Source organism: Pantoea sp. Lij88 (assembly GCF_030062155.1).
Taxonomy (GTDB): domain Bacteria; phylum Pseudomonadota; class Gammaproteobacteria; order Enterobacterales; family Enterobacteriaceae; genus Pantoea.
Genome location: NZ_CP118269.1, coordinates 1965838 through 1980562, shown reverse-complemented (window position 1 = coordinate 1980562; position 14725 = coordinate 1965838). Strand labels below are relative to the sequence as shown.

Annotated in this window: 11 protein-coding genes; 8 read left to right on the top strand and 3 right to left on the bottom strand. The window is 56.3% G+C overall.

Going from position 1 to position 14725, the window contains the following annotated elements; translation table 11 throughout:
• Positions 1-3: 3 nt before the first annotated feature.
• Entirely contained in the window at positions 4-1536 is a 1533-nt protein-coding gene (pntA, locus tag PU624_RS12990) for a Re/Si-specific NAD(P)(+) transhydrogenase subunit alpha (RefSeq protein ID WP_283545309.1), read from the bottom strand.
• A 539-nt stretch (positions 1537-2075) separates the two neighbouring features.
• Between pntA and ydgH the strand changes: the two genes are divergently transcribed.
• Both ydgH and PU624_RS12980 read left to right on the top strand, forming a co-directional pair.
• The gene (gene ydgH / locus PU624_RS12985; protein ID WP_283545308.1) at positions 2076-3029 is read left to right on the top strand and encodes a DUF1471 family protein YdgH; all 954 of its coding nucleotides are present in this window, start codon (positions 2076-2078) and stop codon (positions 3027-3029) included.
• A gap of 205 nt (positions 3030-3234) precedes the next feature.
• Positions 3235-4626, top strand: a complete 1392-nt coding sequence (locus PU624_RS12980; protein WP_283545307.1) for a basic amino acid/polyamine antiporter — start codon at positions 3235-3237, stop codon at positions 4624-4626.
• 19 nt (positions 4627-4645) lie between these two features.
• Here PU624_RS12980 and PU624_RS12975 read toward each other — a convergent pair whose 3' ends face one another.
• A complete protein-coding gene (locus PU624_RS12975; protein ID WP_003853740.1) occupies positions 4646-5059 on the bottom strand; it encodes a hypothetical protein in 414 nt (137 codons plus the stop codon).
• A 178-nt stretch (positions 5060-5237) separates the two neighbouring features.
• On the opposite strand from PU624_RS12975, the gene rstA reads away from it, so the two are divergent.
• The 6 genes from rstA to PU624_RS12950 all read left to right on the top strand — a co-directional run bounded on the left by rstA (position 5238) and on the right by PU624_RS12950 (position 10550).
• The gene (rstA, locus tag PU624_RS12970) at positions 5238-5963 is read left to right on the top strand and encodes a two-component system response regulator RstA (RefSeq protein ID WP_283545306.1); all 726 of its coding nucleotides are present in this window, start codon (positions 5238-5240) and stop codon (positions 5961-5963) included.
• The gene (gene rstB, locus PU624_RS12965) at positions 5960-7261 is read left to right on the top strand and encodes a two-component system sensor histidine kinase RstB (protein ID WP_283545305.1); all 1302 of its coding nucleotides are present in this window, start codon (positions 5960-5962) and stop codon (positions 7259-7261) included. The genes rstA and rstB overlap by 4 nt, the downstream gene beginning before the upstream one ends.
• 19 nt (positions 7262-7280) lie before the next feature.
• A complete protein-coding gene (locus PU624_RS12960) occupies positions 7281-8768 on the top strand; it encodes a carboxypeptidase M32 (RefSeq protein WP_283545304.1) in 1488 nt (495 codons plus the stop codon).
• Between the two features lie 159 nt (positions 8769-8927).
• Positions 8928-9449, top strand: a complete 522-nt coding sequence (asr, locus tag PU624_RS12955; RefSeq protein WP_283547935.1) for an acid resistance repetitive basic protein Asr — start codon at positions 8928-8930, stop codon at positions 9447-9449.
• 78 nt (positions 9450-9527) lie between these two features.
• Complete coding sequence (ydgU, locus tag PU624_RS22315; RefSeq protein ID WP_008925242.1) at positions 9528-9626, top strand: small membrane protein YdgU; 99 nt, start codon at positions 9528-9530, stop codon at positions 9624-9626.
• 114 nt (positions 9627-9740) lie between these two features.
• On the top strand, positions 9741-10550 hold the full coding sequence (locus tag PU624_RS12950) for a trypsin-like serine peptidase (RefSeq protein WP_283547934.1): 810 nt from the start codon (positions 9741-9743) through the stop codon (positions 10548-10550).
• 54 nt (positions 10551-10604) lie between these two features.
• Here the strand turns inward: PU624_RS12950 and hrpA are convergent, their stop codons facing one another.
• On the bottom strand, positions 10605-14507 hold the full coding sequence (hrpA, locus tag PU624_RS12945) for an ATP-dependent RNA helicase HrpA (RefSeq protein WP_283547933.1): 3903 nt from the start codon (positions 14505-14507) through the stop codon (positions 10605-10607).
• Between the last annotated feature and the right edge of the window lie 218 nt (positions 14508-14725).

The following is a 14725-nucleotide window of genomic DNA, read 5'->3' as shown; positions in this document are numbered from 1 at the left end:
GTGTTACCCCTTACGAAACATTTTCAGCATGCGCTGGGTGACGGTAAAGCCACCAAAGATATTGATGCTGGCAATCAGCACGGCAATAAAGGAGATAAAGGTGACCCAGCCACCGTGGCCCATCTGCAACACCGCACCGATGACGATGATGCCGGAAATGGCATTGGTCACGGACATCAGGGGTGTATGCAGCGCATGACTGACGTTCCACACCACGTAATAGCCCACCACGCAGGCGAGCGCGAACACGGTAAAGTGAGAGAGGAAATCGGCAGGTGCCACGTTGGCCAGGCAGCCAAACAGCACCATAGCCAGCGCGATCAAAAGAATGTTACGCCACGGTGAAACGGGCTTCGCGTCAGCCTTCTCTGCAGGCTTCGCGGCTGCCGGAGCCGCTTTTGGCGCGGCGGAGACCTGAATCGGCGGTGCTGGCCAGGTGACTTCCCCCTCGCGCACGACGGTCACGCCGCGCACGACCACATCCTCGAAATCGACCTGGATTTCGCCATTCTTCTCTTTGCACAGCAGCTTGATCAGATTGACCAGGTTGGTGCCGTAAAGCTGGGAGGATTGCGTCGCCAGACGGCTCGGCAGATCGGTATAACCGATGATTTTGACGCCGTTCGGTGTGACGGTCACCTGATCAGCGACGGTCAGCGCACAGTTACCGCCGGTCTGCGCCGCGAGGTCAACAATCACGCTGCCTGGCTTCATGCTGGCGATCATCTCTTCGGTGATCAGTTTCGGCGCCGGCTTGCCTGGTATCAGCGCCGTGGTGACAATGATATCCACCTCTTTAGCCTGACTGGCAAACAGCGCCATCTCCGCTTTGATGAATGCCTCTGACATGACTTTGGCATAGCCATCACCGCTGCCCGCTTCTTCTTCGAAATCGAGTTCAAGGAATTCGGCACCCATACTCTGCACCTGTTCTTTGACTTCGGGACGGGTATCAAACGCCCGGACGATCGCGCCCAGGCTGCCCGCTGCGCCAATCGCGGCCAGTCCGGCCACGCCGGCCCCAATCACCATCACTTTTGCGGGAGGCACTTTACCGGCGGCGGTGATCTGACCGGTAAAGAAGCGACCGAATTCATGGGCGGCTTCAACGATGGCGCGATAACCGGCTATGTTCGCCATAGAGCTCAGGGCATCCAGCGACTGGGCCCGTGAAATACGCGGCACCGAGTCCATCGCCATGACGGTAACCTGACGCGCGGCCAGTTTTGACAGCAGGTCGGGATTCTGGGCGGGCCAGATAAAACTGACCAGTGTGCTGCCCGTGCGGGTCAGCGCAATCTCTTCGTCATCCGGCGCATTGACCTTCAGCACGATATCGGACTGCCAGACCTGCTCTCTGTCGCTGAGTGTGGCACCGGCAGCGAGATAGCTTTCATCATCGAAGCTGGCGCGTTTACCCGCGTCATGTTCAAGGGTGACGCTGAAACCCAGCCTGATGAGTTGTTCCACGGTCTTTGGCGTGGCGGCCACGCGCGACTCGTTTGGCAACCTTTCCTTGGGTATTCCAATTAACATAGTATTTCCTTTCATCGGTTAAGGATGATGGCCCGAATCTGCACTACGACAGCACAACTGAAACGCTGTTTCAGCTGCTTATAGACGAAATGCACGTATTTCAAAGTGTTTATAACCTACTGAAAATGTGACGAGCGATCTATAGCGGCAACACGGAGTGATGACATTCACCCAATTATTCAGCGTTCTGCTCAAAAACCTGCGTTATCCCACTGCAAAACAGTCTGCCGGGCAGATATTCTGCCGGGAACAATTGTGTCAGGGCGAATTAAGCATCAATAAAAACCTTTAATTAACAATGCATTAACTGTTTAACCGCTATTAGTTATCGGTTTTAGTGGTAACCATCACTAAAACGGGCCATAACTGCGTTTGATGACAAACAAATGAAAAAATCATGGTTGAATAACGCGATCTGACACAAAAAATCGCTGCGACAGTCTGTTTATAACATGCAATAATCAGCGGCTAATCTGTTATACATCAAGAGTCCAGCACGTTTTCGTACTCATTTTTGCGTAAGGCGAAGGATCATTTTTATGAAGCTGAAGAACACTATTCTGGCGTCAACCTTGTTGTCCCTGCTGGCAGCCAACGCATTCGCTGCGCAGGAGTTAACGCCAGAAAAAGCGGCCGCGTTGAAGCCATTCGAACGTATTAATATCACCGGCCGTTTCAACGCTATCGGCGACGCTGCCGATGCAGTCTCAAAGCGTGCAGACCAGATGGGCGCTGCCTCTTATTACATCCAGGCGATCAACGACAGTAACGGTAATAGCGGTAACTGGCGCGTGACGGCTGACCTCTACAAAGCCGATGCCCCGGCAGCCGAAGCGTCAACGTCGTATCGTCGTTTTAACGGCGTCAACGAACTGCCGAAAGCAGAAGCGTACAGACTGGAACCGTTCGATACCGTTTCGGTCAGCGGCTTCTTTGCCAGCCAGCCAGACGTTAACGATGCGATTTCAAAAGCTGCAAAACAGAAAGGCGCAGCCTCCTTCTTTATCGTGCGCCAGATCGATGCCAACAGCGGCGGCAATCAGTATGTCACTGCCTATGTCTACAAAGCCGATGCTAAAGAACGCGTCGTGCAGACACCGAACGCTATCCCGGCCGATTCAGAAGCGGGTAAAGCCGCGCTGGCAACCGGTGGCGCTGCGGCAGCTAACGTAGAAATCCCTGGCGTGGCTTCATCTGAAACACCAAGCAACAAAGTGGGTCGTTTCTTCGAAACGCAAAGCTCCACCGGTAAACGCTACACGGTGAATCTGCCTAACGGTAAATCGGTGCAGGAAGTCAATGCGATTACTGCCGCGCAGATGCAGCCGTTTGATACCGTGACCTTCACCGGCCATTTCGGTACGCCAACTGAGATCTCAGAAGAAGTGGCGAAGCGTGCAGCTGATAAAGGTGCGAAGTTCTACCACGTAACCCGTCAGTGGCAGAACCAGAGTGGCGGTAACCTGACCGTGACTGCTGACCTGTTCAAGTAATCTCCACAGGGCGGCGCCCGCCGCCCTGCTGTTTGCATAATTGCTGCGCTACTTTGCATAGTCACGCATTGCGATCCCCTGCCACACTCCGTAAAATCCTCCGCCTGTTTTACCGGATATTGTCCCTGAATTGTGCCATTGGTCTGACATAACCCAGCGACAGAATCCGATTTACCCAGCCATATATGCTAGCGGGAAGGTTGTTTTGGAGAAAAAATTAGGTCTCGGTGCGCTGACGGCGCTGGTGCTCAGCTCAATGCTGGGCGCAGGCGTGTTCAGTCTGCCGCAAAACATGGCCGCAGTGGCCGGTCCGGCCGCGCTGCTGCTCGGCTGGCTGATTACCGGCGTCGGCATCATCTTTCTGTCGCTGGCGATGCTGCTGCTGACCCGCCTTAAACCCGATCTGGATGGCGGTATCTTTACTTATGCCCGCGCCGGGTTCGGCGAACTGATGGGCTTCTGCTCCGCCTGGGGCTACTGGCTGTGCGCGGTAATCGCCAACGTCTCCTATCTGGTCATTGTCTTCTCTGCCCTGAGTTTCTTCACCGATACGCCGGACCGGGTCATCTTTGGTGATGGCAACACCTGGCAGGCGATGCTGGGCGCATCCGTGCTGCTGTGGCTGGTTCACTGGCTGGTGCTGCGCGGCGTGCAGACCGCTGCCAGCATCAATCTGATGGCGACGCTGGGCAAGCTGGTGCCGCTGCTGCTGTTTATTGTGCTGGCGGTAATGGCATTCAACTACGATCGCTTTCGCTTCGATTTTTCCGGCGTCACGCTGGGGCAACCGCTCTGGGAGCAGATCAAGCAGACCATGCTGATCACGCTGTGGGTCTTTATTGGGGTCGAGGGTGCAGTGGTTGTTTCGGCGCGTGCACGTCAGAAAAAGGATGTGGGCCGCGCCACACTCTTCGCCGTGCTGGCGGCGCTGCTGGTCTATCTGCTGGTGACCCTGCTGTCGCTGGGCGTGGTGCCGCGCGCTGAACTGGCCGGGATGCGCAACCCTTCTATGGCGGGATTAATGACCCGACTGATGGGCAACTGGGGCGATGCGGTGATTGCCGTGGGCCTGATTATCTCGGTCTGTGGTGCCTATCTGAGCTGGACGATTATGGCCGCTGAAGTGCCGCTGATTGCTGCGCAACAAGGGGCATTCCCACGCAGTATCGCCCGCCAGAACCGCCATAACGCGCCAGCGGCCTCACTGTGGCTGACCAACGGCAGTATTCAGCTCTGCCTGATCCTGATTGCCCTGACCGGTGCTGACTACAACAACCTGCTGACCATCGCCTCGGAGATGATTCTGGTGCCCTATCTGCTGGTGGGGTTATATCTGATCAAAGTGGTGCGCGGACAACATAAACCGCTGGCGATGGCCGTTGGCGTCGGTGCCAGCGTGTATGGCATCTGGCTGCTCTACGCCTCGGGCCCGATGCACCTGATGATGTCAGTAGTGCTCTATACGCCGGGTCTGTTGCTGTTTCTGTTTGCCCGCCGCGGCGGCCGCGCAGATGTTGCGCTGACCTCGCTGGAGCGGATTGCAATGGGATTACTGATTGCAGCGACGCTGCCCGCGGTGTGGGAGCTGACGACGTAAAGCCTGACAGAAAGGACGCTCAGTGCGACTGCACGGGAATGGAGACACACAGCAGGTCATCCTGCTGTGTGAGATTCAGCGGCTTCGAGTATTCATGGTGGATCGCGTCCAGTTGCTCCGCTGACAGCGGATAAGGAAGCTGGATATCGAAGCGACTGATCTGCTGCTGTTCCGCAAGCGTGATCAGGCGCGCAATGTTAATTTCGTCGCTCACCTGAGTAGAAATGATTTGTAATGCTAATTCTTTTAACGGGTCGTCACTGCCCTGTAAACGATGTGCTGATTTACGTGTCACCATACCGAAGATCGGCATCACACCATAAATAGCATCGACGAAGCTCCAGCGCTTTTTGCAGGAAGCGGAAAGAAAGTCACTGTAATTGAAGCAGATGCGGTCGGGGTATATGGCTGATGCCAGCTCTTTATCAGACACACTAACGCTCCTCATGGTAATCATCAATATCCCAAACCTGGCGCAAAAAGGCCGCGCTAATGATTGCACATTTTGCCGGAGATATACCAGCAAGCTACGGATATTTCGTGCGATAGCGTAGAGCTCAGGACCAGGAAAAGATATGCTTTCGTTCACTCCTGTCTCTGCTCTGTGAACTATGAACAAAATTGTTTATGTAGAAGATGAACCCGAAGTGGGTTCGCTGATTGCGGCCTACCTGGGTCGTCATGATATTGATGTGATTGTCGAGACGCGCGGTGACCGTGCTGAAGCGGTGATAGCGGAACAGCAACCCGATCTGGTGATGCTGGATATCATGTTACCCGGCAAGGATGGCATGACCATCTGCCGGGACCTGCGGGCCAACTGGCAGGGACCGATCGTGTTGCTCACCTCACTCGACAGCGACATGAACCATATTCTGGCCCTGGAGATGGGCGCGCAGGATTACATCCTGAAAACCACCCCACCTGCGGTGCTGCTGGCCCGTCTGCGCCTGCATCTGCGTCAGTCCCAGCAGGGACAGCCGGAAGAAACACCCAGCGCACCTGCTGCTAACCGTATGCTGCGGTTTGGCTCACTGACCATCGATGCCCTGAATCGCCAGGTCACGCTGTTTGAGGAGCAGATCGCCCTTTCCACCGCAGACTTCGACCTGCTGTGGGTGCTCGCCAGCCATGCGGGTCAGACGCTTAACCGGGATGCGCTGCTGAAAACATTGCGTGGCGTCAGCTATGACGGCCTGGACCGCAGCATCGACGTGGCGATCTCCCGTCTGCGTAAAAAGCTGCACGACAGCGCCACCGAGCCGTTCCGTATTAAAACCATCCGTAATAAAGGCTATCTGTTTGCGCCTCAGGCCTGGGATACCCGTGGACTATGAGAAAGCTTTTTATTCAGTTCTATCTGCTGCTGTTTGTCTGCTTTCTGGTGATGGCGCTCCTGGTAGGTCTGGTCTACAAGTTCACCGCTGAGCGTGCGGGTCGCCAGTCGATGAATGACCTGATGGCCAGTTCGCTCTATCTGATCCGCAGCGAACTGCGCGAGATCCCGCCGCGCGACTGGAATAAAACCATCAAGAGTCTCGACCTGGGCCTGTCGTTTGACCTGCACATTGAGCCGATGAACAAATATCAGCTTGATGAAAGCAATATGCGCCGGCTGCACGCTGGAGAGATTGTCGCGCTCGACGACCAGTACACCTTTTTGCAGCATATTCCGCGCAGCCACTATGTGTTGTCGGTCGGGCCGATTCCCTATCTCTTCTATCTGCATCAGATGCGCCTGCTGGATATTGCCCTTCTGGTGTTTATTGGCATGTCGCTGGCGCTGCCGGTGTTTATCTGGCTGCGCCCCCACTGGCAGGAGATGCAGCGGCTGGAAAAGGCGGCACAGCGCTTTGGCCGGGGTGAGCTGGATGTGCGTACCCATTTCGACAGCACCTCCAGCCTGTTCCGGCTTGGCATCGCGTTTAACCAGATGGCGGAGAACATCAACACGCTGGTCGCCAGCAAGAAGCAGCTGATTGATGGCATTGCGCATGAGCTGCGAACGCCGCTGGTGCGCCTGCGTTACCGGCTGGAGATGAGTGACAACCTCACGGATGGCGAGCGGGTGGCGCTGAATCGCGACATCGGCCAGCTTGAAAGCCTGATTGAGGAGCTGCTGACCTATGCGCGCCTTGACCGCCCGCGCGTGGATCTCAACCTGAAGACGCTGGATCTGGCCAGCTGGCTGAGTGAACGGCTGGACGATTTTCGCACCATCAACCCGGACATACGGCTCGACCTTGATCTGCCGCAGCGGGAAAACATCGGGGTTTCGGATACCCGCCTGATGGAGCGTGTGCTGGATAACCTGGTGAATAATGCGCTGCGCTATGCACAACAGCGGCTGCGCGTCAGTTTATGGTTCGACGGCCCGATTGGCTGTCTGCAGGTCGAAGATGATGGTCCGGGCATTCCGCCGGAAGAGCGTGAGCGGGTTTTCGAACCCTTTGTCCGGCTTGATCCGAGCCGCGATCGCGCCACCGGCGGCTGCGGACTCGGTCTGGCGATTGTTCACTCCATCGCCCAGGCGCTCAGCGGCAATGTGACCATTGAGTCCAGCCCGCTGGGCGGCGCCAGCGTTCGCTTTTGCTGGCCGGTTGATCTAACCTTGCGGGAAATTCCGCTGCGTTAAAAACCACAAGGAGTCTTACGTGACCTCAGCGTATCAACAACTGACTAAAACCTTCCAGCGCCTTTCCCGTTTCAGTCACGTCACGGCCATTGCCGGATGTGACATGCAAACCACCATGCCGCCAGGCGGCAGTCAGGCGCGTGGTGAAGCGCTGGCCGAAATGAGCGTGCTGCAGCACCAGATTCTGACCGCCCCTCAGGTCGGCGAGTGGCTTAAAGCCGCAGAGCAGCAGTCGCTGAACGATGTCGAGCGCGCCAACCTCAACGAGATGCAGCGCGCATATCAGCAGGCTACCCTGCTGCCTGATGATTTTGTTGAAGCCAAATCGATCGCCGGTTCTGTCTGTGAACATGCGTGGCGCACCCAGCGTCCCGCCAATGACTGGCAGGGCTTTGCCGCCAACCTCAAAGAGGTGGTGCGCCTGAGCCGTGAAGAGGCCCAGCGCCGCGCCGACGCCAGTGGCTGTTCCCGTTACGATGCGTTGCTGGATCTCTATGAGCCAGGGATGACCCGCGCCCGACTGGATGAAACCTTTGGCGAACTGAAAACCTGGCTGCCCGATTTATTGCAGCAGGTGGTAGAAAAACAGGCGCAACAGCCCTTCATCACGCCGCAGGGGCCGTTCGCCGTGCCAGCACAGCGCCAGCTCGGTCTGAGTATTATGGAGACGCTGGGTTTCGATTTTAACCACGGCCGGCTGGACATCAGTGCGCATCCTTTCTGCGGCGGCGTGCCGGAAGATGTACGCATCACCACCCGTTACAACGAGAATGAGTTTCTGAGCGCCATGATGGGCGTGATTCACGAAACCGGTCATGCCCGCTATGAGCAGAATCTGCCGCAGCAGTGGCGCGGTCAGCCTGTGGCGCTGGCGCGCTCCACGGCTATCCACGAATCTCAAAGCCTGTTTATGGAGATGCAACTGGGTCGCAGCCGCGAATTCCTGCAGCGCATTCTGCCGCAGGTGATCGCCACCTTTGGCGATCAGCCCGCCCTGCAGGCGGATAATTTTGTGCGTCTGACCCAGCAGGTTAAGCCGGGCCTGATCCGGGTTGACGCCGATGAGCTGAGCTATCCGGCGCACGTCATCCTGCGCTACGAAATCGAGCAGGCGCTGATTGAAGGCGAGATTGAGGTTGAGGATATCCCGGCGCTGTGGGATGAGAAGATGATGCAGTCGCTGGGCCTGGATACCCGCGGTAATTATCGCGATGGCTGTATGCAGGATATCCACTGGACCGACGGGGCCTTCGGCTACTTCCCGACCTATACCCTGGGCGCGATGTACGCTGCTCAGCTGTTCCGGTCGGTACAGGACGCCATTCCGCAGCTCAGCGAGCTGATTCAGCACGGTGAACTGCAGCCGGTATTCGACTGGCTGCAACAGAACATCTGGCAGCACGGCAGCCGTTTCTCCACCGACCAGCTGCTGATCAATGCCACCGGCGAAGCGCTGAATCCGGCTTTCTTCCGCCAGCATCTTGAACAACGCTACCTTAATAGCTAAGCTTCTGGGCGGTCATCTGACCGCCCTTTCCCGCCTTTGTACAATCGGTTACACGCCGATACCAAACACCCACGGACACCGTTCATTGATTTCCCTATAGTCTCTTCACCGGCCCCGCAGTGGGCTACACATGAAAAAATAGTCTCCGAGGGATTTGCAATGAAAAAATTATTTGCACTGGTTGTCGCCGCTGCTATGGGTATGTCTTCTGTTGCTTTCGCTGCTGACACCACAGCTGCTCCAGCTGCTGCGCCAGCCGCAACAACTACTACTACCGCTGCAGCACCGGCTAAAACCGTTCACAAAACTGCGCACAAGAAACACCATAAAGCGGCTCAGAAAGCTCAGGCTGCTAAGAAACACCACAAAAAAGCAGTGAAAAAAGATGCAGCGCAGAAAGCGCAGGCTGCTAAAAAAGTTCACCACAAGAAAGCGGTAAAACCTGCTGCACAGAAAGCGCAGGCCGCTAAAAAAGTTCACCACAAGAAAGCGGTAAAACCTGCTGCACAGAAAGCGCAGGCTGCTAAAAAAGTTCACCACAAAAAAGTCACTAAACCAGCTCAGAAAGCCCAGGCTGCTAAAAAAGTTCACCACAAAAAAGTAACTAAACCAGCTCAGAAAGCTCAGGCTGCTAAAAAAGTTCACCACAAAAAAGTTGTGAAACCAGCAGCTAAAAACTAAGGTCGCCTTCAGCGCACGGCCACATGATGATTTAAAACACCCGGTTCTGCCGGGTGTTTCTTTACTGGAGTGGATGAAATGACGAGAGTGGATGAAATAGTGCGTCGCTATCGCTTCGAAATTATTCTGCTTGTTATGATCCTGTGTGGCATTGTTGCAGCCAGCTTTTTTATTTAGTCGCTGTAGTGTACTGATTAACCAATAAAACTCCCTTTTTCAACGCTCACCGACTATAGTTACCGTACTTACGTAATAACAATAACGTTAACTTTTCTCGCCATTGAGATTTCTATGCGCCTGGCTACCCTGTTAATGGTTGGACTCTTCAGCTTTGCTACCACTGTTCATGCCGATGATGACGATGACTCACCGACTCCTGCTGAAATTAAGATGCTGTTCTTCGGCAAGGATCATCGCCAGGCAATCACCGATATTACCGCTGCCCCCTGGGATGCTATTGGTCAGCTGGAAACCGAAAGCGGCAACCTCTGTACTGCCACGCTCATCTCTCCGCATCTGGCCCTGACGGCCGGACACTGTCTGCTTTCCCCGCCGGGTAATTTCGATAAGCCGGTTGCGCTGCGCTTTATGGCCAGTGATAAAGGCTGGCGCTACGAGCTTCATGACATTGATGCGCGGGTTGAACCCTCGCTGGCGTCAAAATTAAAAGCGGATGGTGAAGGCTGGATCGTGCCGAGCAGTGCAGCACCTTATGATTACGGCATTGTGATTTTACGCAATCCGCCGTCGGCGATTACGCCTATACCGCTGTTCGATGGCTCACGCAGCGATCTCACGGCGGCGCTGAAACTGAACGGACGTAAAGTGACGCAGGCGGGTTATCCGGCCGATCATCTTGATACTCTCTATTCCCACAGCGATTGCCTGATTACCGGCTGGGCGCAACGCGCCGTGCTGTCGCATCAGTGTGACACTCTGCCGGGTGACAGTGGTTCACCGCTGCTGCTGAAAAGCGACAAAGGCTGGCAGTTAATCGCGGTACAAAGCTCAGCACCGGCGGCGAAAGATCGCTACCTGGCTGACAACCGCGCGATTTCCGTCACCTCGTTCAAAGATAAGCTGGAATCCCTCGCGCAGTAACCGTACTGACATCTTCCCCCGGATGCGCGCCTGTTTCGGCGCGCATCCGGGCTTTTAGCCCGCTATCTGTTCCATCGTCTGCAGGATACGCTTTTCTGAAATGGGATACGGCGTACCCAGCTGCTGAGCAAAGTAGCTGATGCGCAGCTCTTCAATCATCCAGCGAACACTCAGCACCTCTTCATCATCCTGACGCTGCGGCGGCAACTTGTTACGCCACGCCTGATACGCCTGTTCCACGGCCTGCACTTTTAACATCCGGGCGCGGTCGCTGTGCGGATCGGCTGGCAGTTTTTCCAGCCGCCGCTCAATGCCCTGCAGATAACGCAGCGTATCGGCCAGTCGCTGCCAGCCGTTACCGGTGACAAAGCCGCGATAGACCAGACCACTGACCTGCGCCTTGATGTCAGACAACGCCAGCGCCATGGTCATATCCACCCGGCCCTTCAGACGCTTATTAATGTTGAAGACGGCTGTGAGGATCTGCTCAACCTGCTGTGCAATCGTGACGACGGTCTCGTTGAGTTCGCCACGCACCTTGTCACGCAACTGCTCAAATGCGCCCTGATCCCAGGCCGGACCGCCCGCTTCCCCTATCAGCTTGTCGATGCCACAGGCGATGCAGTCATCGATCAGCTCCAGCACTTTGCCATAAGGGTTGAAGTAGAGTCCCAGTTTCGCTTTGTTCGGCAGCTTTTCATGCAGATATTTAACCGGTGACGGCACGTTCAGCAGCAGCAGACGACGCTGACCGCGCCACATCATTTTTTGCTGCTCCTGCTCGCTGTCAAACAGACGAATCGCGACGCTCTCTTTCTCATCGACCAGCGCAGGCCAGGCTTTGACCTGATAGCTGCCGCGCTTCTGTTCATAGCTGCGCGGCAGATCGCCGAAGCTCCAGATATGCAGCCCGCTCTGCTCCAGCCCGTCATCCGCCACTTTCGACAGCGTTTCCTGCACTTTATCTTTCAGCTGGGCCTTGAGCGCGGTGAGATCTTTTCCTTCCAGCAGTTTACGGTTGTGCTCGTCCACCACCCGGAATGTCATTTTGAGATGGTCGGGCACCTGTTCCCACTGCCAGTTTTCCCGCTCCAGCGTGACGCCGGTCATGCGGCGGAACTCCCGCGACAGCGCATCGAGCAGCGGCATCTCCATCGCTTTCACCCGTCCCAGGAACGCCTCGGCGTAGTTGGGTGCAGGCACCAGGTTACGGCGCAGCGGCTTGGGCAATGACTTAATCAGCGCGATGATCAGCTCACGGCGTACGCCGGGAATCTGCCATTCAAAGCCGCTATCCTCAATCTGATTCAGCAGCGGCAGCGGAATGTGTACCGTGACGCCATCGGCATCTGCACCCGGCTCGAACTGATAACTCAGCTTCAGTTTAAGGTTGCCCTGATGCCAGAAGTTGGGGTAGTCGAGCTGGCTGACTTTATCCGCGCCCTCTTTGATCAGCATCTGCTTGTCGAAGTTAAGCAGCTCGGCGTTTTCACGGCTGGCCTGTTTCCACCAGCTGTCGAAATGTTTCGCCGACACCACCTCTTTGCCAATGCGCTGGTCATAAAAAGCAAACAGCGTTTCATCATCCACCAGGATGTCGCGGCGACGGGATTTGTGCTCCAGATCTTCCACTTCACTGCGCAGCTTCTGGTTAGCCCGGAAGAAGGCATGACGCGTCTGCCAGTCACCTTCCACCAGCGCGTGGCGGATAAACAACTCACGGCTCAGGATGGGATCGATGCTGCCATAGTTCACCTTGCGGGCGGCCACAATCGGCAGCCCGTAAAGCGTGACTTTTTCGGCAGCCATCACCGCGCCCTGCAATTTCTCCCAGTGCGGTTCGCTGTAGCTGCGCTTCATCAGATGCTGCGCCAGCGGCTCAATCCACTCCGGCTCAATACGCCCCGCCGTGCGGCCCCACAGGCGGCTGGTTTCAACCAGTTCCGCCACCATGGTCCACTTCGGCGGCTTCTTAAACAGCCCGGAGCCAGGGAAGATCGAGAATCGGGTGTTGCGCGCGCCGGTATACTCCTGCTTATCGGTATCTTTCTGGCCGATATGCGACAGCAGCCCGCTTAACAGCGCACAGTGCACGGGCTGCAGTTCAGCCGGTTCGCTGTTCACCGGAATCCCCAGCTCGCGCACCACCTGCCGCAGCTGGGTATAGATATCCTGCCATTCCCGCACGCGCAGATAGTTAAGGAAGTCAGTTTTGCATTGACGACGGAAAATATTGCCGGACAGCGCTTTCTGCTGCTCCGCCAGGTAGTTCCAGAGATTCACATAGGCCAGGAAGTCAGAGTCTTTGTCGGCAAAGCGGCGGTGTTTCTCATCAGACGCCTGCTTTTTATCTGCCGGACGTTCACGCGGATCCTGAATCGACAGGCCGGCGGTAATGATCATCACTTCACGCACACAGCCAAATTTCTGCGCTTCCAGAACCATTCGCGCCAGGCGGGGATCGACCGGCAGCTGCGCCAGCTGACGGCCTGAACCGGTGAGTTTGTAGTGGCCGTTCTCTTCATTCAGCGTGAGCGCGCCCAGCTCTTCCAGCAGGCGAACGCCATCCTGAATATTGCGCTTATCCGGCGCTTCAACAAACGGGAAGGCGGCGATATCGCCGAGCCCCAGTGAGGTCATCTGCAGGATTACGGACGCCAGATTGGTGCGCAGGATTTCAGGATCGGTAAAGGCCGGACGACTCAGGAAGTCATCTTCTGAGTAGAGGCGAATACAGATACCGTCCGAAACACGGCCGCAACGCCCTTTACGCTGGTTAGCTGAGGCCTGGGATATCGGTTCGATCGGCAGGCGCTGCACTTTGGTGCGGAAACTGTAGCGACTGATACGCGCCGTTCCGGGATCGATCACATATTTGATCCCCGGCACCGTCAGCGAGGTTTCCGCGACGTTGGTCGCCAGCACGATGCGGCGGCCACTGTGCGACTGAAACACCCGGTTCTGTTCGGCGTTCGACAGCCGCGCATAGAGCGGCAGCACTTCGGTGTGCGGCAGGTCGCGCTTATTCAGCGCGTCGGCGGTATCGCGGATCTCGCGTTCACCGCTCATAAAGATCAGGATATCGCCACGGCTTTCCCGGCCCAGCTCATCCACTGCATCAAAAATCGCCTGCAGCTGATCACGATCGCCATCATCCGCCTCTTCGACGACAGGCCGGTAGCGCACCTCAACCGGATAAGTCCGGCCCGAGACCTCAATTACCGGCGCATGATTGAAATGACGCGAGAAGCGCTGCGGATCGATGGTCGCGGACGTAATGATGACTTTCAGATCGGGGCGACGCGGCAGCAGCTCACGCAGATAACCCAGCAGGAAGTCGATATTGAGGCTGCGTTCGTGCGCCTCATCAATGATGATGGTGTCATATTGCATCAGCAGGCGATCCTGCTGGATCTCTGCCAGCAGAATCCCGTCGGTCATCAGTTTAATCTGCGTCAGATCGCCGACCTGATCGTTGAACCGCACTTTATAGCCGACACAGCCGCCCAGCGAGGTGCTGAGCTCATCGGCAATACGGTTCGCCACGGTGCGCGCAGCCAGACGGCGCGGCTGCGTATGGCCAATCAGGCCGGTGACACCGCGTCCCAGCGCCAGACAGATTTTCGGCAGCTGGGTGGTTTTACCCGAACCGGTCTCACCGGCAACAATCACCACCTGATGGTCGCGAATCGCCTCAGCAATATCCTGCTGCTTCTGACTGACCGGCAGATTGTCCGGAAAGGTAATCGCAGGCGTCGCGGCGCGGCGCTGGGCCACGCGCTGCTCCGCAGCGATAAATTCCTGCTCCAGCTCGCTGGCGATGCCCTGCTGTGCCTCGGGATTTTTGGCTTTTCTGGCGACCTGTAAACGGCGCTGCAGTCGCTGGCGATCGCGCAGCATTACACCGTCGAGCCGTGACCAGAGCGCTGCCAGTGGGGAAGTATCGGGAGATGACATAATTGTGACGTACCTTACTCAGACGGTGTCGCTGCCTGAAGCAGCGCCCTGCAAGCCGGGATAACCAGCTGATTCAATAAAAATAATTGTGCGCATCATAGCACATTCTGAACCGTTCCGGCGGCTGGCCCCGGTTACGCTTATTCAATAAATTCGAACATAGGTCTCGAAATATTGCGCTTTCACCGCGCCATCGATAACCGTAGAGTGTAACTCAT

Bases quoted from the DNA above. Each gene is read 5' to 3' on its own strand.
- pntA (WP_283545309.1), bottom strand. From the start codon at position 1,536: ATGTTAATTGGAATACCCAAGGAAAGGTTGCCAAACGAGTCGCGCGTG.
- ydgH (WP_283545308.1), top strand. From the start codon at position 2,076: ATGAAGCTGAAGAACACTATTCTGGCGTCAACCTTGTTGTCCCTGCTG.
- rstA (WP_283545306.1), top strand. From the start codon at position 5,238: ATGAACAAAATTGTTTATGTAGAAGATGAACCCGAAGTGGGTTCGCTG.
- rstB (WP_283545305.1), top strand. From the start codon at position 5,960: ATGAGAAAGCTTTTTATTCAGTTCTATCTGCTGCTGTTTGTCTGCTTT.
- asr (WP_283547935.1), top strand. From the start codon at position 8,928: ATGAAAAAATTATTTGCACTGGTTGTCGCCGCTGCTATGGGTATGTCT.
- ydgU (WP_008925242.1), top strand. From the start codon at position 9,528: ATGACGAGAGTGGATGAAATAGTGCGTCGCTATCGCTTCGAAATTATT.
- PU624_RS12950 (WP_283547934.1), top strand. From the start codon at position 9,741: ATGCGCCTGGCTACCCTGTTAATGGTTGGACTCTTCAGCTTTGCTACC.
- hrpA (WP_283547933.1), bottom strand. From the start codon at position 14,507: ATGTCATCTCCCGATACTTCCCCACTGGCAGCGCTCTGGTCACGGCTC.